Origin of the sequence: Mycobacterium fragae, assembly GCF_002102185.1 — a bacterium.
Classification (GTDB): domain Bacteria; phylum Actinomycetota; class Actinomycetes; order Mycobacteriales; family Mycobacteriaceae; genus Mycobacterium; species Mycobacterium fragae.
Map to the genome: position 1 here is coordinate 165,484 of NZ_LQOW01000016.1, position 20,607 is coordinate 186,090.

25 protein-coding genes and 1 pseudogene are annotated in these 20,607 nt (G+C 66.1%); 11 read left to right on the forward strand and 15 right to left on the reverse strand.

The features are described 5' to 3' along the window. The first annotated feature begins 100 nt into the window (after nt 1-100). Genes AWC06_RS08795 through AWC06_RS23950 form a run of 8 tightly spaced genes read left to right on the forward strand, consistent with a single transcriptional unit; the run spans nt 101 to nt 6,432 of the window. Complete coding sequence (locus AWC06_RS08795; protein WP_085196432.1) at nt 101-1,429, forward strand: hypothetical protein; 1,329 nt, start codon at nt 101-103, stop codon at nt 1,427-1,429. Nucleotides 1,430-1,451: 22 nt separating this feature from the next. After that, on the forward strand, nt 1,452-1,997 hold the full coding sequence (locus AWC06_RS08800; RefSeq protein WP_085196434.1) for a hemerythrin domain-containing protein: 546 nt from the start codon (nt 1,452-1,454) through the stop codon (nt 1,995-1,997). Between the two features lie 24 nt (nt 1,998-2,021). Then, on the forward strand, nt 2,022-3,083 hold the full coding sequence (locus AWC06_RS08805; protein ID WP_085196436.1) for an NADH-quinone oxidoreductase subunit B family protein: 1,062 nt from the start codon (nt 2,022-2,024) through the stop codon (nt 3,081-3,083). 26 nt (nt 3,084-3,109) lie between these two features. Next, nucleotides 3,110-4,906, forward strand: a complete 1,797-nt coding sequence (locus AWC06_RS08810) for a nickel-dependent hydrogenase large subunit (protein WP_085196438.1) — start codon at nt 3,110-3,112, stop codon at nt 4,904-4,906. Further along, entirely contained in the window at nt 4,903-5,460 is a 558-nt protein-coding gene (locus AWC06_RS08815) for a hypothetical protein (RefSeq protein ID WP_085196439.1), read from the forward strand. Before AWC06_RS08810 ends, AWC06_RS08815 begins: the two co-directional genes overlap by 4 nt. Further along, the gene (locus AWC06_RS08820; protein ID WP_085196441.1) at nt 5,457-6,059 is read left to right on the forward strand and encodes a DUF5947 family protein; all 603 of its coding nucleotides are present in this window, start codon (nt 5,457-5,459) and stop codon (nt 6,057-6,059) included. The genes AWC06_RS08815 and AWC06_RS08820 overlap by 4 nt, the downstream gene beginning before the upstream one ends. 27 nt (nt 6,060-6,086) lie before the next feature. Continuing rightward, the gene (locus AWC06_RS08825) at nt 6,087-6,293 is read left to right on the forward strand and encodes a hypothetical protein (RefSeq protein WP_085196443.1); all 207 of its coding nucleotides are present in this window, start codon (nt 6,087-6,089) and stop codon (nt 6,291-6,293) included. 31 nt (nt 6,294-6,324) lie between these two features. Further along, nucleotides 6,325-6,432 (forward strand): DUF6893 family small protein, encoded by a 108-nt coding sequence (locus AWC06_RS23950; RefSeq protein ID WP_425320176.1) that lies wholly within the window; start codon nt 6,325-6,327, stop codon nt 6,430-6,432. A 34-nt stretch (nt 6,433-6,466) separates the two neighbouring features. On the opposite strand, the gene AWC06_RS08830 is transcribed toward AWC06_RS23950, so the two are convergent. From AWC06_RS08830 to AWC06_RS08875, 10 genes are all read right to left on the reverse strand, one after another. Continuing rightward, nucleotides 6,467-8,581: a catalase gene (locus AWC06_RS08830; protein ID WP_085196445.1), complete on the reverse strand. Its 2,115-nt coding sequence runs from the start codon at nt 8,579-8,581 to the stop codon at nt 6,467-6,469. Between the two features lie 65 nt (nt 8,582-8,646). After that, nucleotides 8,647-10,467 carry a complex I subunit 5 family protein gene (locus tag AWC06_RS08835; protein WP_139819974.1) on the reverse strand — a complete coding sequence of 607 codons (1,821 nt, stop codon included), beginning with the start codon at nt 10,465-10,467 and terminating at the stop codon, nt 8,647-8,649. A 7-nt stretch (nt 10,468-10,474) separates the two neighbouring features. Continuing rightward, a complete protein-coding gene (locus AWC06_RS08840; RefSeq protein ID WP_085196447.1) occupies nt 10,475-10,825 on the reverse strand; it encodes a sodium:proton antiporter in 351 nt (116 codons plus the stop codon). Then, nucleotides 10,822-11,565 (reverse strand): MnhB domain-containing protein, encoded by a 744-nt coding sequence (locus tag AWC06_RS08845; protein WP_169715325.1) that lies wholly within the window; start codon nt 11,563-11,565, stop codon nt 10,822-10,824. Before AWC06_RS08845 ends, AWC06_RS08840 begins: the two co-directional genes overlap by 4 nt. Beyond that, nucleotides 11,562-11,825 carry a DUF4040 domain-containing protein gene (locus tag AWC06_RS08850; RefSeq protein WP_085196449.1) on the reverse strand — a complete coding sequence of 88 codons (264 nt, stop codon included), beginning with the start codon at nt 11,823-11,825 and terminating at the stop codon, nt 11,562-11,564. Before AWC06_RS08850 ends, AWC06_RS08845 begins: the two co-directional genes overlap by 4 nt. Beyond that, nucleotides 11,822-12,115: a monovalent cation/H(+) antiporter subunit G gene (locus AWC06_RS08855; RefSeq protein WP_085196451.1), complete on the reverse strand. Its 294-nt coding sequence runs from the start codon at nt 12,113-12,115 to the stop codon at nt 11,822-11,824. Before AWC06_RS08855 ends, AWC06_RS08850 begins: the two co-directional genes overlap by 4 nt. Beyond that, complete coding sequence (locus tag AWC06_RS08860; RefSeq protein WP_085196453.1) at nt 12,112-12,366, reverse strand: monovalent cation/H+ antiporter complex subunit F; 255 nt, start codon at nt 12,364-12,366, stop codon at nt 12,112-12,114. The genes AWC06_RS08855 and AWC06_RS08860 overlap by 4 nt, the downstream gene beginning before the upstream one ends. Then, the gene (locus AWC06_RS08865) at nt 12,363-12,887 is read right to left on the reverse strand and encodes a hypothetical protein (RefSeq protein ID WP_085196454.1); all 525 of its coding nucleotides are present in this window, start codon (nt 12,885-12,887) and stop codon (nt 12,363-12,365) included. Before AWC06_RS08865 ends, AWC06_RS08860 begins: the two co-directional genes overlap by 4 nt. Then, nucleotides 12,871-13,284 carry a ChaB family protein gene (locus tag AWC06_RS08870; protein ID WP_085196456.1) on the reverse strand — a complete coding sequence of 138 codons (414 nt, stop codon included), beginning with the start codon at nt 13,282-13,284 and terminating at the stop codon, nt 12,871-12,873. The genes AWC06_RS08865 and AWC06_RS08870 overlap by 17 nt, the downstream gene beginning before the upstream one ends. Before the next feature lie 26 nt (nt 13,285-13,310). Continuing rightward, nucleotides 13,311-13,817, reverse strand: a complete 507-nt coding sequence (locus AWC06_RS08875; protein ID WP_139819984.1) for a DUF1360 domain-containing protein — start codon at nt 13,815-13,817, stop codon at nt 13,311-13,313. A gap of 160 nt (nt 13,818-13,977) precedes the next feature. On the opposite strand from AWC06_RS08875, the gene AWC06_RS08880 reads away from it, so the two are divergent. Continuing rightward, a complete protein-coding gene (locus AWC06_RS08880) occupies nt 13,978-14,691 on the forward strand; it encodes an HAD family hydrolase (RefSeq protein ID WP_085196460.1) in 714 nt (237 codons plus the stop codon). Between the two features lie 14 nt (nt 14,692-14,705). On the opposite strand, the gene AWC06_RS08885 is transcribed toward AWC06_RS08880, so the two are convergent. Continuing rightward, on the reverse strand, nt 14,706-15,389 hold the full coding sequence (locus AWC06_RS08885) for a class I SAM-dependent methyltransferase (RefSeq protein ID WP_085196462.1): 684 nt from the start codon (nt 15,387-15,389) through the stop codon (nt 14,706-14,708). A gap of 46 nt (nt 15,390-15,435) precedes the next feature. Between AWC06_RS08885 and AWC06_RS08890 the strand changes: the two genes are divergently transcribed. Beyond that, the gene (locus AWC06_RS08890; protein WP_085196464.1) at nt 15,436-15,861 is read left to right on the forward strand and encodes a MarR family winged helix-turn-helix transcriptional regulator; all 426 of its coding nucleotides are present in this window, start codon (nt 15,436-15,438) and stop codon (nt 15,859-15,861) included. Here the strand turns inward: AWC06_RS08890 and AWC06_RS08895 are convergent. The 3 genes from AWC06_RS08895 to rpsB are packed head-to-tail and all read right to left on the reverse strand — an operon-like array spanning nt 15,852 to nt 18,952. Continuing rightward, nucleotides 15,852-17,270: an amidase gene (locus AWC06_RS08895; RefSeq protein WP_085196465.1), complete on the reverse strand. Its 1,419-nt coding sequence runs from the start codon at nt 17,268-17,270 to the stop codon at nt 15,852-15,854. The two genes, AWC06_RS08890 and AWC06_RS08895, sit on opposite strands and share 10 nt — an antisense overlap. A gap of 10 nt (nt 17,271-17,280) precedes the next feature. Beyond that, nucleotides 17,281-18,111: a translation elongation factor Ts gene (tsf, locus tag AWC06_RS08900; RefSeq protein ID WP_085196467.1), complete on the reverse strand. Its 831-nt coding sequence runs from the start codon at nt 18,109-18,111 to the stop codon at nt 17,281-17,283. A gap of 13 nt (nt 18,112-18,124) precedes the next feature. Next, nucleotides 18,125-18,952, reverse strand: coding sequence for a 30S ribosomal protein S2 (rpsB, locus tag AWC06_RS08905; RefSeq protein WP_085196469.1), 828 nt, complete (start codon nt 18,950-18,952; stop codon nt 18,125-18,127). Nucleotides 18,953-19,188: 236 nt separating this feature from the next. On the opposite strand from rpsB, the pseudogene AWC06_RS08910 reads away from it, so the two are divergent. Continuing rightward, nucleotides 19,189-19,671: pseudogene (locus AWC06_RS08910) on the forward strand (M23 family metallopeptidase); the annotation flags it as partial. Between the two features lie 14 nt (nt 19,672-19,685). Here AWC06_RS08910 and AWC06_RS08915 read toward each other — a convergent pair. After that, the gene (locus tag AWC06_RS08915; protein WP_085196472.1) at nt 19,686-20,585 is read right to left on the reverse strand and encodes a tyrosine recombinase XerC; all 900 of its coding nucleotides are present in this window, start codon (nt 20,583-20,585) and stop codon (nt 19,686-19,688) included. Nucleotides 20,586-20,607: the final 22 nt, after the last annotated feature.

Sequence of the window (20,607 nt, forward strand, 5' to 3'; positions counted from 1 at the left end):
AATCTATGGTTTGACCTCAATAGCGGCGGGTACCGTAGCCGGTGACGGGCCAAACCGGTCGGGTCGGGGTGACTGACGATCTGGCAGCGGGGTGACTGTCATGGCTGAGAGGCCTGGCGGGATGCCGAGCTTCGACGCGGCCCAAGCCGTGGCGGACGCGATCCTCTACGAGGGATACCTGCTGTACCCGTATCGGCGCTCCTCGCCGAAGAACCGCGTGCGGTGGCAGTTCGGGATTCTCGCCCCACGCCAATGGCTTTCGCCGGAAGCCCGTGCCGACACCAGCGTCACCGGCTCCGCCGACGGCTGGTATCAGCAGACCGAGTGCCTGCTGGAGGCCGCCGACACGGCCGTCGTCCATGTTCGGCTGCGTTTTCTGCATGTCCGGCATCGGTCGGTGCAGCAGGCCCGCGGGGACGGCAGCTTCCAACCGGTCGATGCACTGACCGCCGACGGACGACGACACCTCACGTTCGACGATGCGGTGCCACGCGAGTACGACGTCATCGCCCCAGTCGCCAAGCTGGGGACCTCCCCACTGGTCGTCGAGGTCCAAGTGCCCGGCGGTTCGGAGATCGAGACGCTGGCCGCGGGCGCGGGGCGCATAGTCTGCAGCTGGCAGCCGGTGACAGCGACGCTTCGGTTGTCGCTCGTCGCCGTCGATGCGCCATTCCGGCTGGGCAAACTTCGACTAGTCACCGAGAACAGCGACAGCGCCACGCCCGCCGGAGCAACCCGGCAGCAGGCACTCGCGGTCTCGATGATCGGCACTCACACGCTGATCGGCGTCACCGGCGGCGCGTTCCTGTCGCTGCTCGATCGCCCGGAGTGGGCCGCCGCCGCGGCGAAGGGCTGCCGGAACATTCACACCTTCCCGGTGCTCGCAGCCGAGCCGGGCCGCCAGGACGTGATGCTGTCATCGCCGATCCTGCTCTACGACTACCCGGCGGTGAGCCCGGAAAGCCCCGGGGATCTTTTCGACGCCGCCGAGATCGACGAGATCCTTTCGCTGCGCACCGAAGCCCTCACCGACGAGGAGAAGCAGGAGGCTCGCGACACCGACCCCCGCGCGGCCGCCATCATCGACCGCGTCGACGCGATGCCCCGCGAAGTCATGGAACGCCTGCACGGTGCGGTGCGCTCACTGCGACCGCATCGCGAGTCGCCACCAAACTCGGTGTCCGTCAACGGAGTCACGGTCACCAAGGGAAGCCGTGTGCGGCTGCGTCCACGCCGGCGTGGCACCGACGCTCACGACATCTTCCTGGCCGACCGCACGGCGCTGGTCGAGGACGTGCTCGTCGACATGGAAGACCAGTACCGGATCGCCGTCACCGTTGAGGACGATCCGGGCGCCGAGCTGCATCAGTGGTATCAGCGTTTCTACTACTTCTCCCCCGACGAAATCTCGCCGCTGGAGAGGCAATAACCGGGGGCGACAAGGAGGACACATGGATGCGCTCGAGATGCTCAACAACGACCACCGCATGGTCGAGCAGCTGTTCCGCGACTACCAGACGGCGAAAAACGATGAACAACGCCGCGGCGTCGTAGACGTCGCGATCCGGGAGTTGTCCAAACACGCCGCGCTGGAAGAGCTGATGGTGTACCCCTTGGCCAAGGAGGCGGTTCCCGATGGCGAACAGGAAATCGGCCACCACCTAGATGAGCACATGGCCGTCAAGAAGACGCTCGTCGCCCTGGACGAGGCCGGCGAGGACCAGGAAGAAACCGACCGGCTGATGGCGACTCTGCAAAAGGAGATCGACGAGCACGTCCAAGACGAGGAACAAGGGCTCTGGCCGAAACTGCGCAAGGCCGTCGACCAAGAGGCACTCGACGATCTGGGCCAAGTACTGGATGAGGCCAAGAAGGTCGCACCCACGCGCCCGCACCCCAAGGCACCCACCGAACCGCCGAAGCTCGCGCTGGCAGCACCGGCGGCCGCGCTCTACGACCGGGTGCGCGACAAGTTCCAGAAGCGACCCCAGACCTAACCGACCACAAGAAAGGGCGGACCGATGACGCTGCCAAAAGAGGCGACCCAACCCAAGCCCCACGGTTTCGACGAAATACACATTTTGTGGATCTCGGAGGGGATGAGCTGCGACGGGGACACGGTTTCGGTCACCGCTGCGGCGCAGCCGCCGATCGAGGACGTGGTGACCGGGCTGATACCCGGGCTGCCAAAAGTGAACCTGCACAACAAGGTGCTGTCGCCGACGATGGGCGGCGAGGAGTTCCTCGGGCCGTTCCGAGCGGCCGCCCGCGGCGAACTGGAGCCCTTCATTCTGGTCATCGAAGGCTCGATTCCCAACGAGAACATCAACGGCGACGGCTATTGGACCTCGTTCGGCAACGACCTGGAAACCGGTGAGCCGCTGACCCTGAACTGGTGGCTGGACAACCTGGCACCCAAGGCATGGGCGGTCGTCGCGGTCGGAACGTGCGCCACCTACGGCGGCATCCACGCGATGGCGGGCAACCCCACCGGCAGCATGGGATTGGCCGACTATTTGGGCTGGGACTTCAAATCCCGTGGCGCACTGCCGATTGTCAACATCCCGGGTTGCCCGGTCCAGCCGGACAACTTCATGGAGACATTGACGTGGGTGCTCTACCACGCCGCCGGCTCGGCGCCCCCGCCGCCGCTGGACAACATGCTGCGCCCGCAGTGGATCTTCGGCAAGACCGTGCACGAGGGGTGTGACCGGGCCGCCTACTACGAGCAGGGCGATTTTGCGCACGACTACAACTCGCCGAAATGCCAAGTGCACGTGGGTTGCTGGGGACCGGTGGTCAACTGCAATGTGCCGAAACGAGGCTGGATGGGCGGTATCGGCGGTTGCCCCAACGTCGGCGGCATTTGCATCGCCTGCACCATGCCCGGTTTCCCGGACAAGTTCATGCCGTTCATGGACGCGCCGCCGGGCGGCAGCCTGTCCTCGATGATGATCAAGCCCTACGGCGCGTTCATCCGCCGCATGCGGGCCATCACCAACAGCGGCGCCAACCGGGAACCCAAGTGGCGCCATAACAAAGACGCACTCACCAGCGGCTACAACCCGCGCTGGCGTCCGTGATCAGGGCCTAGAGGAGGGAAGCAGAGATGACGATAACCGAGCCGGCACAAACGGGCCAGACGGGTTCATCGCAGACCATCGAGATGGCGTGGGATCCGATCACGCGGATCGTCGGCAACCTCGGCATCTACACAAAGATCAACTTCGGCACCAAGACCGTGGAGGAATGTCACAGCACCTCGTCGCTGTTCCGCGGCTATTCGGTGTTCATGAAAGGCAAGGACCCTCGCGATGCCGGCTTCATCACCAGCCGCATCTGCGGCATCTGCGGGGACAACCACACCACGTGTTCGATTTACTGCCAGAACATGGCCTATGGCATCGACAATCCGCCGCTGGCCGAGACGATCATCAACCTGGGTGAGGCGGCCGAATACATTTTCGACCACACCATCTTCCAGGACAACCTGGTGTTCGTCGACTTCTGCGAGGCGATCGTGAAGGAGACCAACCCGGGTGTGCTGGCCAAGGCCGAGCAGACCGAGGCGCGTAATGCCCAAATCCACGGTTACCGGACGATCGCCGATATCATGCGCGCCTTCAACCCCTTTGAGGGTGAGATCTATCGCGAGGCGTTGCGGGTGAGTAGGACAACTCGCGAGATGTTCTGCATCATGGAAGGCCGCCACGTGCACCCCTCGACCTTGTATCCCGGTGGTGTGGGCACCATGCCCTCGCCGACCACGTTCACCGACTATCTGACCCGGTTGATGGGCGTGCTGGACTTCGTGAAGAAGGCCGTTGCCCTTAATGACGACGTCTTCGACTTCTTCTACGACGCGCTTCCCGGCTACGAGGAGGTCGGACGTCGCCGAGTGCTGTTGGGCTGCTGGGGCGCATGGCAGGACGCTTTCACGGTCGACTACAAATACGAGCACATGACCGACTGGGGCCGGGCAATGTTCGTGACGCCGGGCGTGGTCGTCGACGGCAAGCTGGTGACCACCGACTTGGTCGACATCAACCTCGGCATCCGGATCCTGTTGGGCAGCTCCTATTACCACGACTGGGTCAACGAGGAGCCGTTCGTCACTCACGACCCGTTGGGCAATCCGGTCGACATCCGTCATCCCTGGAACCAGACCACGCTGCCCGAGCCGCAAAAGCGGGATTTCAACGACAAATACAGCTGGGTGATGAGCCCACGCTGGTTCGACAAGAACAGCGGCGAGCACTTGGCGTTGGACACCGGCGGCGGGGCCTTCGCCCGTCTGTACGCCACCGCCTTGGCCGGTCTGGTCGACACGCCCTACGTCAAGTCGACCGGGCACAGCGTGCAGATCTCGTTGCCGAAGAGCCGCACTCTGCCGGAGACCACCCTCGAGTGGCAGATTCCGCAGTGGTCCAACGCGTTGGAGCGCGACCGTGCCCGGGTGTACTTCGTGGCCTACGCGTCGGCGATGGCCTTCTTCTTCGCCGAGCGCGCGATGGAAATGGTCCGTTCCGGAGAAACGAAGGTGTTCAACAACTTCGAGGTGCCGCATGAGAAGTCGATCGGATGCGGGTTCCACGAGGCGGTCCGCGGCGTGCTGTCGCACCACATGGTGATCGACAAAGGCAAGATCGCCAACTACCACCCGTACCCACCGACTCCGTGGAACGGCAGCCCGCGCGACTCCTTCGGCACGCCAGGGCCGTACGAGGATGCGGTGAAGGACACGCCGATCTTCGAGGACAACGGCCCGGACAACTTCCGGGGTGTCGATATCATGCGGGCGGTGCGCAGCTTCGACCCATGCTTGCCCTGCGGGGTGCACATGTACGTCGGCGGTGGACGAACCATCAAGAAGACGCACTCGCCGACGGGGTATCTGGGATCATGACCGAACCAGGGTCACCACAGCGCCTGTCCGACAAGGACATTGGTGACGCCCTGACCCGGCTCAACGATCTGCTCGAGGAGGTGGAGCAGATCCCCGGCCCCGTCGGCGAGATCGCTGTCGACGCGGTGTCTGCGCTTGCCCGGGTCTACGGTGAGGCGCTGGCCCGAGCGATAGGCCACGTGGCAGGCAACCGGGCCGCCCGCGAAGCGTTCTTGAACGACGAACTGCTGGGGCACTTGCTGGTGCTGCATGAGCTGCACCCCGAGTCGGTCGATCGCCGGGTGTCGCGCGCGATCACCAAGCTGTCGGGTCCGCTTGACGACCAGGGCGCGCGACTCGAATTGGCTGCCATCGAGGATGGGGTCGCCACCCTGCGGCTGGCGGCGCACGGCTGCGGATCGGCCGGAATTGCCGACGTGGTGCGCGAGGCGGTGCTCGCCGCCGCACCGGAGTTATCCGAGGTGCGAGTCGTTTCGGGCGCCGCGCATGACACCGCGTTCGTGCCGCTGGAGAAGCTGATGTCCCGCCCGGTGACCGACGGGGCCCGCACATGACCACGCTTTCGGCGTTGCGTCGCACCATCCGCCGGCCGGGTAGTCGGCCCGACGAGGAATTGCACTGCCAATTGTGCAGCGCCCCAGTGCCGGAACTACACCGGCACATGCTCGACGAACACAACGGGGAACTGCTGTGCGCCTGCCGGGCCTGCACCGTGCTGTTTCAGCGGGAAGCGGCCGGCCGTGGTCACTACCGGCTGGTTCCGGACCGACGACGTCGTTTGCCGCCGCTGCCGCTCGGCGGTCTCGGCGTCCCGGTCGGGTTGGCGTTTTTCACCATTGACGCCGACGGAGCCGTCACCGCGCACTATCCCAGCCCGATGGGGGCAACGACGTCGGAGGTGGACGCCGAGAACTGGCAAGCGGTGCTGCGGGACTGCCCGCAACTTTCGGAGCTGGCCCCCATGGTCGAGGCGCTGTTGGTGAACACCACCCGCGACGCGCGAGAGCACTGGGTGGTGCCGATCGATGACTGTTACCGCCTGGTCGCGGTGATCCGCCGCGAATGGCGCGGCTTGTCCGGCGGCAGCACGGTTTGGCCTGCGGTCGACGCCTTTTTCGCTGAACTCAACGAAAGCCCCTACACAGCAAGGTAAAGCAAATACATCGAAAGGAAGATTCACATGGCCGAGATCAAGGTCGGCAAGGCCAAGATCAAACCCGATTCGACGTCCCACTCGTGGCGAGTCCAGCAGGGCAACCAGGGTCCGTACACCAAGAACGTCGGCCATCACAAGGACGGCAAGGCCGACGCCCGACGCTCGACGGGCGTTAAGCCCAAGACGCATGACGCAATCCTGCCGATCATGCCGAACCTCCCGCCGGGATGAGAGGCCCGATGTGGACACAGAGGAGAACCCCGTGATCGCTCTTTATGTGGTTATCGCCATCCTGGCCCTGGTCGGCCTGGCCTTCGTCTGGCGTGAGATGCCAGCGATCATCCGCTATATCAAGATCGAAAGAATGTAGCCGCGCGCTGCAGCCCGCGTATTGGAGAGCCCGATCAAGCCGGAACCGAGTCGGTCTCGCGGTCCCAGGCCCGGTGCTTGGCCAGTTCAGAGGCGAACGATTCGAAGAACGCGTCGGGCATGCTGTCCTCGGCGGCCGTGGTCGTCACCACGCCGTGCGAGGTGACGACGTCGGCTGCATCGGCGATCTGCTCGGGGATGCCGGCCTTGCGCAGTAGCTTGATACCGGCGCCGAACGCGCCGACGGCCTTCAGGTGCTTGTAGGCCTCGGTGACGAAGTGCACGGCATACCCGTCGTCGGACAACGTCTCCACCGCGTCCGGCCCGCACGGCACGACGACCGCGTCGTACAGCACCGAGGCCATCGTGGTGAACGCGCGGTCGACGGCGACCTCGCCGCCGGAGCCGCCGGCGAGTGTCCCGCCCGCGGTGGGTGCCAGCACCTCCGGTATGGCACCGCGCTCGCGCATCGCTTCGACGAACCGTTCGACGCCGCGCGCATCGACACCGTCGGCGGCCAACACAGCGATCTTGCGGCTTGCGATGCTGTCGGTCGCGGTGTTGAGCTGGGACAGCGCCGGCGAGGCAGGCATCTTGTCGTCAACCGGCTCCTCGGCCGGCTCCGGCAGACCCAGTTCGCCGGCCACTCGGACCGCCAAGTCGTGATCGACCAGATTGAGCTGATCCACGACCCGCGACCGGATTTCGGGTACCTCTACCTTGCCCAGCTCGAACGCATACGCGGCGACGATGTGTTTGGCCTCGACCGCCGTCATGCTCTTCCAGAACATCCGGGCCTGGCTGTAGTGGTCCTGGAAGCTCTTGGCCCGCTGCCGGATCTTGTGGCCGTCCACCTTCTCGGTGTAGTGCCGGAAAACGCCCTCGTCGGCCAGCGCGGGACAGCCGCCGCCGAGTGAGTTCTTGAAGTAGCTGGATTTGCCCTGGGGAATGGCGATTTGGCCGTAGCCGTCGTGCTGGTTGTTGCGGACATCGGCGAGCGGCCGGTTGACCGGCAACTGCGCGAAGTTGGGGCCGCCCAAGCGGATCAGCTGGGTGTCCAGATAGGAGAAGTTGCGGAACTGCAGCAGCGGGTCGTTGGTGAAGTCGATGCCGGGCACCACGTTGGCGGTGTGGAAGGCGACCTGCTCGGTTTCGGCGAAGAAGTTGTCCGGGTTGCGGTTGAGCACCATTTTGCCCACCGGACGGACCGGAACCTGTTCCTCGGGAATGATTTTAGTCGCGTCGAGCAGATCGAAGTCAAAGTTGAACTCGTCGCTTTCCGGCACGAGCTGCACTCCGAGTTCATATTCCGGATACTGGCCGGCCTCGATCGCCTCCCACAGGTCGCGCCGGTTGAAGTCGGGGTCCTTGCCGGCGACTTTCTGGCATTCGTCCCAGATCAGTGAGTGCACACCCAGTTTCGGCTTCCAGTGGAACTTCACAAATGTGCCCTCGCCCTTGGCGTTGACGAAGCGGAAGGTGTGCACGCCGAAGCCCTGCATCATCCGGTAGCTGCGTGGCAACGACCGATCCGACATCAGCCACATGATCGTGTGCAGCGTCTCCGGTTGCAGCGACACGAAGTCCCACAGGGTGTCGTGCGCGGACTGGGCCTGCGGAATCTCGTTGTGGGGCTCGGGTTTGACCGCGTGCACGAAGTCCGGGAACTTGATGCCGTCCTGGATGAAGAACACCGGGAAGTTGTTGCCGACCAGATCGTAGTTGCCCTCATCGGTATAGAACTTGGTCGCGAAGCCACGGACGTCGCGCACCGTGTCGGCAGAACCGCGCGAGCCGGCTACCGTCGAGAACCGCACGAACACGGGGGTCTGCCTGCCGGGGGTGGTCAGAAACTTGGCGACGGTGTATTCGGCGAGCGAGTCGTCGTAGGGCTCAAAGTAGCCGTAAGCGCCGGCGCCCCGGGCGTGTACCACTCGTTCCGGGATGCGCTCATGATCGAAATGGGTGATCTTCTCCCGGGCGTGGAAGTCTTCGAGCAGGGTGGGCCCACGTTCTCCGGCGGTCAGCGCGTCATCGGTGTGATCGACCCGCACACCCTGCTGAGTCGTCAGATACCCGCTGGCGCGGTCGACCCGGTAACCATCAAGCTGCTCCTGCTTGGGGTTGCTGTCCTGCTTCTTGCCAAACATCACGTCCTCCGGCGATAGGAATCCTGGACATGGTTACCCGACGCGGGAATCGGCAAACCGGTCGCTCAGGGCAGCTGTAGCCCCACCGCCGCCGCCAGCACGGTGAGCGCGCCGAACATCCAGGCGACGTAGTCGCCGATGTGTCCGGAATGCGCGCCGCGCAGCGCGGCGATCGCCGGTCGCATCACCATCGCGGTCACGCGCCGCACTGGTGAGCCGCCGGCGGGTTGGCGCAGCGCGACAACGGCCACGCAGGCAGCGGCCAGCACGCCGATGATCGCCAAACCCACCCCGGCCGTCGACCAGCCCGGCATCGGGTGGGTGAGAGTGCTCGGCGCGGCATGCCCGATCACCGTTGCGATGTAGCCGGTGGTGTCGGAGAATCGCCGTCCGGCGATGTCGGCGGCGTCCGTCGCATGCGGTAGCACTCCGACCGCGAGGCAACCGAGCAGCAGCACCACGATCGGGACATACATGCTCGCCGGGATTCGCCGCAAGACCGCATCCGGCTCCTCTTCGCCTTTTGTGGCGCCGTTCGCCGGCTCGGCGGGCTCCCCGCCGGTGCCCCATCGGGTGAAGCAGCGCACGCCGGCGCGCAACACCGCGCCCCCGGTCGCCGCCGAAATCGCCACGAACAGTGCGGAACCCCATCCGGAGCCGACCGCGTCGTCGCACAGCGACTTTCCCAGCGCGGTGCCAAACGGCGGCAACCCGGCCAGCGCCAGCGCCGCCACCAGATACAGCACCGCAAGCAGGTGCTGGCCGCGTCCGCGTCCGGACAACTCCAACTCGTCGACGGTCTGATGGCGGTCAAGCAGAACTCCCACGATCAAGAACAGCGCGGACTTCGCCCCAGCGTGACCGACGATGTAGACGGCGGCTCCGCTGATCGCGTCGGCCCGCAACGTCGCGCCGGCCACCAAGAACAGGCCCATGTGACCGATCGTCGAATAGGCCAGCAGCCGCTTGAGGTGACGCTGCAGCACGCACATCACCGCACCGACCACCGCCGTCAGCACTCCGACAACGACGAACGTGTGCGAAACCGCCGATCGTGGCAGCGCGTTGGCGAAGGTCACCCAATACACCCGCCACATCGCGTACAGCCCGAGTTCGACCATGACTCCGGAGAACAGCACGCAGACTCCGGCCGGTGCGACGGCGTGCGCGTCGGCCAACCAGAAGTGCAGCGGGACAATCGCAGCCTTCACCAGGAAGCCGGCCAGGATCAAAACGAACGCGGTGACGGTGACGGACCGCGGCGCAACGCGGGCCAGCGCCATCCCGGCCTGGGCCATGCCGAGCTGACCGACGTGTGCGTAGAGGATCCCGATGCCGACCAGAGTTATGCAGGCGGAAAGCGATTGGATGATGCCGAAATTGAGCGCACCTTGAATCGCCGACTTGTCTTCGATCTTGATGCCCGTCAACGCGTAGGCCACCGCGCCCATGAGTTCGAAGAACACGAAGAGGTTGAACAGGTCTGTCGCCAGCACCAGACCATTCATCGCCGCCAGAAACAGCAGCAGCAGAGCGTCGAAACGCGGACCCGCCTCGTCGAGTCCCCGGCGACTGTAGAGGGCCGCGCAGGCCACCAGTACGCTGATCAGGGTCGCCAATCCAGCCGACAGCGGGTCGGCGCCCAACGCGATTCCCACCGTCGCGCGCCGCAGCATCGACCAGCCACCGATCCAGGTGAGCAGCAAGTGATCTCGAGCGGCCGCAGTCGCAAACCCCGCCACGCCGGCCGCGGCCACCGACACGGTAACCGTCAACCAGCCGGCTGTGGTGCGGGAGATCCGGTGGCCCAGTGCCAGCAGCAGGCAGCCCGCCACGATGGGCACCGCGACCAGCAGCGGCAGTAACTGGGCCGCGGTGTTCTGCACGGCTGGGTCAGCCCCTCAGCGCCGACAGTTCGTCGGGATCCAAAGTGCCGTGACGCTTGTGGATCTGGATGGCCAGCGCCAGCAGTAGCGCGGTGACGGTGGCCTGGATGACGATGTCGGTCAGGGTCAACGCCTGCACGACGGGGTCAACGACGTTCAGCGGGGAGGGCGGGTTCGAGCCCGCGAAGATCGGCGGCGCGCCACCACGTTGATATCCGATGGCCAACAGCAACAGATAGGTACCCGATTGGGCCACCGACAGGCATACCACCGCGTGAATCAGGTTGCGGCTGCGAACAATTCCCAGCGAACCGATCAGCACCAACCAGCCCGCCACGCAGTAGGGGTAGATGTTCACGTGTTGTCACCTCGCTTGGCCACGGTGATTTCCTGTGCCAGGAACTGCGCCAGCAATACCGTCATTCCGCAGGCGACCTCCACGCCGACGGCGACATTCAGTAGGACCACCGAGCCGGACGAGAACAGATTCCCCAGCGTGCCGGTGGGCAGGAAATTGGTGAAAAAGGCACCCGCGAAGATCAAGCCGCCCAATCCGATCCCCACAAAAGCCGCAGCACCCAGCGCCTCACCGATGTCGAAAACGTTGACGGGCCGCAACCGGTCCAGCGCACGGAAGCTGCCGGTGATGTACAACAAGTGCAAACCGGCGGCCAGCACCACCCCGCCCTGAAATCCCCCGCCCGGAGTGAGATGCCCGTGGACGACGGTGTCGACACCCAGCGCGATCGTCACCGGCAACATCAGATACCCGACCAGCCGTGTCGCGTCCAGCGCTGTGGCGCGTCCCGGCGCATGGTATTCGCGCTCTTCGATGGCCGGGCGAAGCAGGGCCATCACGCCGGTCACCGAACCCAGCAAGATCGTCTCCTCTACCATGGTGTCCAGGGCGCGCTGATCGAAGTTCACCGACGCGACGACGTTGGCGGCAGCCCGCGAAAGCGCCGCGGGCACAGCCAGATCCCGATACAGGTGGCGGGCTTGTCCGAAGGCCGGCAGTTGCGCGATGGCCAGCCAGATCAGGACCGCCAGCCCGGCCCCCCCGGCGAGGAAAAACACCGTCCGCACACCACGATTCATCGGCCGTCCTCCTGCTCGGCCTCTACACTGTGACGGCGCACCGCGCGGATGGTGAGCATGACCATCAGCGGTACGACGACACCGCCGATCACCAGTTGCGACAAGGCGACATCGGGGGCTTGCAGCACCACGAACAACACGGTGAGGGCGAGCCCGAAGATCGCCAGCGAGATGGCCTGCTTCTCCGGGCGACCGGTCAGCGCGACGACCGTTCCGGCCACACCCACCAGCGTCACCGCGACCAGCACCACCGCTGTCACGACGGCGAATCCTCGTCGACCAGGCCGCTATGCTGTGCTGTCAGCCGGGCTGTCGCCGCCGATATCACCGGCGAGCTCACCACGATGAACACGATCGTCACAGCGATCATCGCAGACGCCTCCGTCCAGCCGCGCGAGATCATCAGCCCCAGCCCGGTCAACGGCGCACCGAGCGACGTGGTGGCTGTCAGCAGATGCAGGCGGTCGAACACCCGCGGCAATGCCGCCGCGGTCAACGCGGAGAACACCATCACCGCAACGCCGAGATAGACCACACACCAAGCGATCACGTCTTCTCCACCAGCAGCCGGGTAAACACCAATGTCCCGGGAAGTGTCACCAACGCCAACACCAGCGGCACGATCAGATTCGAATCATGCTGCCATGCAATTGAAAGCACCATCAGCGCCGTCGTCGCGGCGGCGCTGGCGAACTCCAACCCCACCAGCCGCGCACGTGGGTGACCGCGAAAGGCCATCCAGGCTCCGGGCGCGAACGCTCCCACCAACAACAGCAGCGCCGCCAGCTCCCCGGCGTTCATCGCTGCACCATCGTCGCCAGCCGACCGGGGTGGGGCCGCACCCGATGCATCAACACCGTTGCGTCGTCCGGATCACTGTCCAGCACAACGGTTCCCGGTGTGGTGGCGAACGCCAACACCGCAGCGGCATGCCGCGCCGCCGCCGTCGCAGCAGGCTCGGCCGGCAACGCCACAGCGCTGATCACCCCGCGCCGGCGCCGCACGCGGACAGTCGGAAGCGCTCGCAGCGCATAGGCCCACGCTTGGCAGGCTTGCAGCGGCACCTCGCGCAGCACCATCGGTACCCACCGCAGCCAGCCGAGCTGGAACCGCCACGAGCCGCGGTTGGCGCGCCGTGCCGCACGCGCGGCCACCGCGCAGGGCAGCGTGCACGCCAGGGCCACCGCTAGTTCAGCCGAGGTGATGGAGGAGACGGTCGCGAGCCAGACCGACGCGGTGAGCACCCACCACGCAACGATTTCGCTCAGTGCGCCAAGTGAACTGAGCGCCGAATCCTTCGGCTGGTCACCGCCCCCGGACACGGCGGTTGTGCTTCTTGATCGCGTCGACCAACTGCGACTTGTTCATCGTGGACCGGCCGTGCACGTCGAGCCGGCGCGCAACGTCGAGCAGATGTTTCTTGCTGGCGTTCGCGTCGACGCCCTCCGCCGACGGGATCGGGTTGTGCAAGCCGCCGCGCTCGGCGCGTTTGTCCGACGGGCCCTTCTGTTTCTTGGGCTCCCAGTGGTCGCCGACCTTCTCGAAGCTGTGCTTGAGCGCCGCGTAGCCGACCCGGTGAGCCCTCTGCTCGCTGCCGTATTGCTCGGCGGCGGCGTCATGAGCTTTGGCAAACGTGCGCTGCGCCTTGGCGTTAGAGCGCCGCACAGTGCTGGGCAACTCGCTCTTCTTGGGCTTGCCGCCCTTTGTTGTCTTCGGCATGGGTAGACCTCCGGATCCTCGTGTCGTCAGCGCTCTGCTGACTGCTGCGCCATTGCGTATGCGAGCTGCAGAAAGTCAGCGCCGGCCAAGGCGGTGAAGCAGCCGGCGATCAGTCGGGTCACCCTGGGCGCGAATATCAGTCCGATGACGAATGCGGTGGCCACCCACATGTCCAGGCAGAACGGGCAGGTCAGCAATTCGCCGATGCTGTGCCGCAACTGGCTGGAGTGCCGGGTTTCCTCCTGGACTTCGGCGGGACCGCCGGTGCCGGCGTAGTGAGCGAACGGCGCCCGCAGCGGGCTGGTGACCGCGTCCTTGGTCAGCGAACGCGAGAGCTTGTGGGTGCCGCATGCCACGGTGATCAGGTCCTCGGTCCGCCACCGCTCAGGCAGCTTGCGCCCGCTGACAGCGGCCACCAGTGTCGTAAACGCCACCAAAAGGCCGTAAATGGCGAGGACAGCCACATAGCCCCCCAATGGGCGCGGATCATCGCCGCGGTAGGCCTCCGCCTCCTCGTGCGCCCGTTTGGCCATATTTGTCACGTCGCCCACTGCCACTCCTCGAGGTCGGGTCCCGCACGGCGGTTACCCCATGTCGACGCCTGGCAATCGCTCGCGGACAAACCGACGCGTTGCCGGGCTGCCAATTGGGTACTCAACGGCGGCTCACCGCACACAGAAGGGATTGTTCGTGATGGTGCAACCCACCCAGGTCGAATCCCCCGGGGGTCTCGATACCACCGGCAAACCTGCCGTCCTGTTCGATGTCGACGGCACTTTGGTCGATTCGAACTTTCACCACGTGGTGGCGTGGCATCGCGCGTTTCTCGACGTGGGCAAGGAGGTCCCGTGCTGGCGGATCCACGGGCTGATCGGCAGGTCAGGCTCGGAACTGGTCCGCATACTGCTCGGCGACGAGCTGGCCGCCAACCACGGGGCACGCGTCGAGGAGCTGCACACTCGCTACTTCGTCGACAGCGGTCCCACCCTGCGCCCGCTTCCCGGCGCGCGCGAATTGCTGGAAGCGATCGTCGGGCAAGGCTGGCGAGTCGTCCTGGCCACGTCGGCGGGAGAAGAGGAGCTAAGCCTGTTGCGACGTGCGCTCGATGCCGAGGACTTGCTCTCCGAGGTCACCTCGTCAGCCGACGCCGAGCAGGGAAAACCCGACCCCGATATCGTTACCAGCGCGCTGGATGGCATTCGCGCCGACCCGGCGCAGGCGATCTTTCTCGGCGACACCGTGTGGGATGTGCAGGCCGGGCGACGGGCCGGCGTGCCGACCGCGGCGGTGCTCAGCGGCGGGATCGCACGCGAAGCGTTGGAACACGCCGGCGCCGCGGCCATCTACGCCGGCCCGCTCGAAGTGCGCGCCCACCTGGACGAGTTCACGCAATTGCTTCGGTTGTGAGCCGGGTGAGCCGTTCAGCCCAGGTGCGCCGATAACAGCCAGGCCGGCACCGACTTGCGCCCGTTGCCCTCGTCACGCAGGTCCACGACGGGAAACTCCTCGGAAGTGCCGTCGGGGAAGTTGGCATGAATTCTGGCCGGCCGGATCTCGTCGATGACCCAGTATTTGGACACCACCTCGCGTAGCTCGTCCTCGGTGACTGGGTTGGCCGGGCTCTCCGGCATCCCTGCGCGGTCGAAGACCAGCACGAAGTACGACGCGCCGGGTGCTGCGGCGCGAACGATCGAGCGCTGGTATCCGTCACGCAGCTCGACAGGCATGGAGTGAAACAATGTGCTGTCCACGATGGTGTCGAACCGGCCGTCATAGCCGGTGAAGTCACTGATGTCGGCCACCTCGAACGTGGCGTTGGTCAAACCGCGCCTGGCCGCCTCGGCTTTGGCCAACTCGATCGCGGTGGGCGAGGCGTCCAACCCAACCGTGTTGTGCCCCAACGCCGCGAGGTGCAGTGCCAGTGCCGCCTCGCCACAGCCGGCGTCGAGCACGTCGCCGTGGATTTTGCCGTGATCGATCAGCGCCGCGATCTCGGGTTGCGGCTCGCCGAGACTCCACGGCGGCCGTTGGCCCACCCCGAACTGGGGAGCCTCGCCGCGGTAGGCCGGATCGAAATTGAAGTCGAATTTCTGCGTTTCGGTCATGCCCCCGTGTATATCAACCGTCCTGATATATGTCAAGATGGTTGACATGGTTAGGATCGAGGATGCACCGCTGGGATACCTGCTGTACCGGGTGGGTGCCGCACTGCGACCGGAGGTGGCTGCCGCGTTACGGCCCCTGGAGCTGAGTTTGCCCGAATTCGTTTGCATGCGAATCCTTTCCATGTATCCGGGCAAGTCCAGCGCCGAATTGGCGCGGCAAGCGAGCGTCACGCCGCAGGCGATGAACACCGTGCTGCACCGGCTGGAAGACATCGGCGTGGTGAGCAGGCCGGCATCGGTGCCCTCTGGGCGCGCGCTGCCGGCCACACTGACCGGATCAGGCCGGGCGCTGCTGAAACGCGCAGAGGTTGCGGTGCGCGAAGCCGACGCCCGTATCCTCGCGAAGCTGACGGCGCCCGAACAGCGCGAGTTCAAACGGATGTTGGAAGCGCTGGGTAGCGATCAGGTTTGATCGATGCGGGGCCAGGGCCGGGCCTCTTCGAGCTCGTATGCGAGCTCCAGCAGCCGGACTTCCTGACCGAAGTCGGTGGACAGCATCATGCCCACCGGCAGTCCGTCGGAGGATTCGGCCAGTGGCAACGAAATTGCGGGCTCGCCGGTGACGTTCTGCACCGGCGTGAAGGCGACCCAACTTTGCAGCCGGCCCATGATCTGCTCATAGTCGGCAGTCGGGTCGAGGTAACCGATCCGCGGCGTCTCATCGGCCACCGTTGGGGTCAGCACCGCGTCATAAGTTCGGGCGAAGCGCGCCGTGTGCCGCCGGGTGGCGCGCAAGCGCATGATCGCCTGCGGGAGGCGGTGCATATTGCGGCGGGCGTGTCGGTCCAGTCCCCGCGTCAGGTTGTCCAGCCGGGTTCGGTCGAAGGTGCGGCCGATCGCGCGACGGCTGCGGATAATCTGACCCGCTGCCAACAGCCCCCAATACAACACGAAGTCGGTGACGAAGCTGCCGGGCACTGGTGGAGTTTCGACGTGGTCGACATGGTGGCCGAGCTCCTCGAGCAGGCCGGCGGTTTTCAGCGTGAGCTCACGCAGTTCGGCACCGCATTCACGTTCAAGCGATCGGGTGATGACGGCGATCTTCAGCCGCCGCTTGCCCGGATGCTTCACGTCGCCGATCGGTGGCAGCTTCGGATGACGCCAAATGCGTTCGGCCTCACGGTAGAAGGCCGCGGTGTCGCGCACCGACCGGGTCACCACCCCGTTGGTGACGAGGCGGACCGGCATCCTCCGCATGTTCTTGTCCAGCGGCAGCCGGCCGCGCGAGGGCTTCAAACCGACAAGCCCGTTGCAGCAAGCGGGAATTCGGATCGATCCGCCGCCGTCGTTGGCGTGCGCGATCGGCACGACGCCGGCCGCGACGAACGCCCCGGACCCCGACGACGATGCACCGGCGGTGCAGTCGGTGTTCCATGGGTTACGTACCGGACCCAGCCGGGGATGTTCCGCGGAGGCGCTGAATCCGTATTCGGACATCTGCGTTTTGCCCAGCAGCGCGAATCCGGTGGCCAAATACAGTTCGCTGAACTCACCGTCGAGGGGGGCCGGCCGCGGCGCCCACGCGTCGGTGCCGAACATCGTGGGCAGTCCGGCGATGTCGACGTTGTCCTTGATGAAAGTCGGTACGCCGGAAAAGAAGGCAGTGCCAGGCGGCACTGGTGTCCCAGCCGCTTCGGCGCGCGCCCGGTCGAACGCCTGAAGCGCCAAGCCGTTCAGGGCCGGGTTGACGGCCTCCGTACGCGCGATGGCGGCCTCGACCACCTCGGCCCTGCCTACCTGACCCGACTTGATCGCCTCGACCAGGCCGACCGTGTCGAAATTCCCGAGGGCGTCGTCGCCGAACGCATGCACGTGTCGCATCCGGCTGATGCTACTGCTGACCGACCTCGAAGCGGACGAATCGGGTCACGGTGACGCCGGCCTCGTCGAGCAGCGCCTTGACCGTCTTCTTGTTGTCGGACACCGATGGCTGCTCGAGTAGCACTGCGTCCTTGAAGAAGCCGTTCAACCGGCCCTCGACGATCTTCGGCAGCGCCTGCTCGGGCTTGCCCTCGTTTTTGGCGGTCTCCTCGGCGATCCGGCGTTCGTTGGCCACCACATCGGCGGGAACGTCGTCGCGGGTCAGATAGCGGGCCTTGAGCGCGGCGATCTGCAGCGCGACCGCGTGCGCGGCAGCGGTGCTGGTGTCCGGGTTGTCACCCGGACCGTACTCGACCAACACGCCAACGGCCGGCGGCAGGTCGGCGGCCCGCTTGTGCAGGTAGGTCTCCACGGTGCCGTCGAAGTGGGCCACGCGGCGCAACTCCAGCTTTTCGCCGATCTTGGCGGAGAGCTCGGCGATCGCCTGCTCGACAGTCCGGTCGCCGATCTTGGCCGCTTTCAGTGCGTCGACGTCGCTGGCTTTGGCGGCCGCGGCGGCGCTCACGATCTCGTCGGCCAGCTTCTGGAACTCCGCGTTCTTGGCGACGAAGTCGGTCTCGGAGTTCAGCTCGATCAGCGCGCCGTCCTCGGCGGCGACCAGTCCCTCGGCCGTGGCTCGCTCGGCGCGCTTGCCGACGTCCTTGGCACCTTTGATCCGCAGCGCCTCGACGGCCTTGTCGAAGTCGCCGTCAGTTTCGGCCAGCGCATTTTTGCAGTCGAGCATGCCGGCGCCGGTCAGCTCACGCAGCCGCTTGACGTCGGCAGCGGTGTAGTTCGCCAATCCTCAGCCCTCCCTAGGAAGCATCAGTCGTCGTCGTGTCGGTGGTGGTCTCGGTGCCGGCGGCGGGGGTGGCCGAAGCCAGCAGTTCCTGCTCCCACTCGGCCAGCGGCTCGGCCGCCTCGGCCTCGGGCTTGCCGTCGCCGCGGCCCAGGCCCGCGCGGGCCTGCAGACCCTCGGCCACCGCCGAGGCGATCACCTTGGTCAGCAGGGCCGCCGAGCGGATCGCGTCGTCGTTGCCCGGGATCGGGTAGTCGACCAGGTCGGGGTCGCAGTTGGTGTCCAGGATCGCGATCACCGGGATGCCCAGTTTGCGGGCCTCGCCGACGGCGATGTGCTCCTTGTTGGTGTCCACGACCCAGACCGCCGAGGGCACCTTGTTCATGTCCCGGATGCCGCCCAGGCTGCGCTCCAGCTTGTTCTTCTCCCGGGTCAGGCCCAGGATCTCCTTTTTGGTGCGGCCCTCGAAGCCACCGGTCTGCTCCATCGCCTCGAGCTCCTTGAGGCGCTGCAGCCGCTTGTGCACGGTGGAGAAGTTGGTCAGCATGCCGCCCAGCCAGCGTTGGTTGACATACGGCATGCCGACGCGGGTGGCCTCGGCGGCGATGGACTCCTGCGCCTGCTTCTTGGTGCCGACGAACAAAACCGTGCCACCGTGGGCGACGGTCTCCTTGACGAACTCGTACGCCTTGTCGATGAACGTCAGCGTCTGCTGCAGGTCGATGATGTAGATGCCGTTGCGGTCGGTGAAGATGAACCGCTTCATCTTGGGATTCCAGCGACGGGTCTGATGCCCGAAGTGGGTGCCGCTGTCAAGCAGCTGCTTCATGGTCACTACGGCCATGGATATGCCTTGCCTTCATGTGTCGGTTGTTGCCCGGCGACGGGTGAAGCCGGGCCCTGGTGTCTGCGGGATGCCGGACCCGTTTGTGGACGGGACCGCGCGGCACCCGTTCGGCGGCAGACACGCGAAGTCAGCCCGCTGATGCGAACTGCGCGGACGAGTTTACACGCAGGTAGACGGTGCTTTGTCCACAGCCTGGCTGGTGGGTGCCTCGGCAGCACAGTGAACTGGGTCCGATGCGATCTCTGGCGATCCTATTTGTATCGGCATTGCTGTGCGCTGCGCCGGTGGTGGCAGACGACGTGCGGCTGGACTGGCCGCTGCGACCACCCCCAGCGGTGGTGCGTGCGTTCGACGCCCCGTCACCGGATTGGAACCGCGGCCACCGCGGCGTGGACCTGGCCGGTGTGCCGGGCCAGCCGGTGTACGCGGCGGGCACCGCGACCGTGATATTCGCCGGATCATTGGCCGGACGACCGGTGGTGTCACTGGCCCACCCGGGTGGGTTGCACACCAGCTACGAGCCGGTACGAGCCGCGGTGCGGGTCGGTCAGCGTGTTGGCGCCGGTTCGGTGATCGGCGAGTTGGTGGCCGGCCACCCGGGATGCGGAGCCGCGGCGTGCCTGCATTGGGGTGCGATGTGGGGTCCGGCGTCGCGCGCGGACTATGTGGACCCACTCGGGTTGCTGGCCTCGACCCCCATCCGGCTCAAGCCGCTGCGCGGCTAGAGCGGTCAGGCCCGCGGGTGGGCCTGGTCGTGCACCTTCCGCAACCGGGCGATGGTGACGTGGGTGTAGAGCTGGGTGGTGGCGAGGCTGGAGTGGCCCAGCAATTCCTGGACAACGCGCAGGTCGGCCCCGCCCTCGAGCAGGTGGGTGGCGGCGCTGTGGCGCAATCCGTGCGGTCCCAGGTCGGGTGCGCCGTCGACCGCGGCCACGGTCTGATGCACGACGGTGCGGGCCTGCCGCACGTCGAGGCGGCGGCCTCGGGCGCCCAGTAGCAGCGCCGGACCGGACTCCGCGGTCGCGAGGGAGGGACGTCCGTCAGCCAGCCATGCGGCCAACGCATCGGCGGCCGGCTCCCCGAACGGCGCGGTGCGCTGCTTGTCGCCCTTCCCGAGCACCCGCAGCACCCGGTGTCGGGTGTCGACGTCGTCGATGTCCAGCCCGCACAACTCGCTGACCCGAATGCCGGTGGCGTAGAGCAGTTCAACGACCAACCGGTCTCGCAGGGCCAACGGATCACCTTGCTGCGCACCGGATTTCGCAGCATCCATCGCGTCCCGCGCCTGATCCTGGCGCAGCACGGCCGGCAGGGTGCGGTGCGCCTTGGGCAGCTGCAACAGCGCGGCCGGGTCGCGGTCAAGCAGCCCTCGCCGGGCCGCCCAGGCGGTGAAGGTCTTGACCGCCGAGGTGCGACGCGCCAGCGTGGTGCGTGCCGAGCCCGCTGCGGCCTGTGCGCCGAGCCACGACCGCAGCAGCGGCAGGCTCAGGCCGTCCAGACCGTCCACCCCCCGGTCGGCGAGGAAAGCGAACAACGACCGCAGATCGCCCAGGTATGCGCGCCGGGTATGCGCCGAACGACCGCGTTGCAGCGCCAAGTAGTCGTCGAACTCGTCGAGGATCGCCTGCACGGCCCCACGGTCGCAGACGCCG

Coding starts and splice junctions, on each gene's coding strand:
- AWC06_RS08795 (WP_085196432.1), top strand. CDS start 101: ATGGCTGAGAGGCCTGGCGGGATGCCGAGCTTCGACGCGGCCCAAGCC.
- AWC06_RS08800 (WP_085196434.1), top strand. CDS start 1,452: ATGGATGCGCTCGAGATGCTCAACAACGACCACCGCATGGTCGAGCAG.
- AWC06_RS08805 (WP_085196436.1), top strand. CDS start 2,022: ATGACGCTGCCAAAAGAGGCGACCCAACCCAAGCCCCACGGTTTCGAC.
- AWC06_RS08810 (WP_085196438.1), top strand. CDS start 3,110: ATGACGATAACCGAGCCGGCACAAACGGGCCAGACGGGTTCATCGCAG.
- AWC06_RS08815 (WP_085196439.1), top strand. CDS start 4,903: ATGACCGAACCAGGGTCACCACAGCGCCTGTCCGACAAGGACATTGGT.
- AWC06_RS08820 (WP_085196441.1), top strand. CDS start 5,457: ATGACCACGCTTTCGGCGTTGCGTCGCACCATCCGCCGGCCGGGTAGT.
- AWC06_RS08825 (WP_085196443.1), top strand. CDS start 6,087: ATGGCCGAGATCAAGGTCGGCAAGGCCAAGATCAAACCCGATTCGACG.
- AWC06_RS08830 (WP_085196445.1), bottom strand. CDS start 8,581: ATGTTTGGCAAGAAGCAGGACAGCAACCCCAAGCAGGAGCAGCTTGAT.
- AWC06_RS08845 (WP_169715325.1), bottom strand. CDS start 11,565: ATGAATCGTGGTGTGCGGACGGTGTTTTTCCTCGCCGGGGGGGCCGGG.
- AWC06_RS08860 (WP_085196453.1), bottom strand. CDS start 12,366: ATGAACGCCGGGGAGCTGGCGGCGCTGCTGTTGTTGGTGGGAGCGTTC.
- AWC06_RS08870 (WP_085196456.1), bottom strand. CDS start 13,284: ATGCCGAAGACAACAAAGGGCGGCAAGCCCAAGAAGAGCGAGTTGCCC.
- AWC06_RS08875 (WP_139819984.1), bottom strand. CDS start 13,817: ATGGCCAAACGGGCGCACGAGGAGGCGGAGGCCTACCGCGGCGATGAT.
- AWC06_RS08880 (WP_085196460.1), top strand. CDS start 13,978: ATGGTGCAACCCACCCAGGTCGAATCCCCCGGGGGTCTCGATACCACC.
- AWC06_RS08885 (WP_085196462.1), bottom strand. CDS start 15,389: ATGACCGAAACGCAGAAATTCGACTTCAATTTCGATCCGGCCTACCGC.
- AWC06_RS08890 (WP_085196464.1), top strand. CDS start 15,436: ATGGTTAGGATCGAGGATGCACCGCTGGGATACCTGCTGTACCGGGTG.
- AWC06_RS08895 (WP_085196465.1), bottom strand. CDS start 17,270: ATGCGACACGTGCATGCGTTCGGCGACGACGCCCTCGGGAATTTCGAC.
- rpsB (WP_085196469.1), bottom strand. CDS start 18,952: ATGGCCGTAGTGACCATGAAGCAGCTGCTTGACAGCGGCACCCACTTC.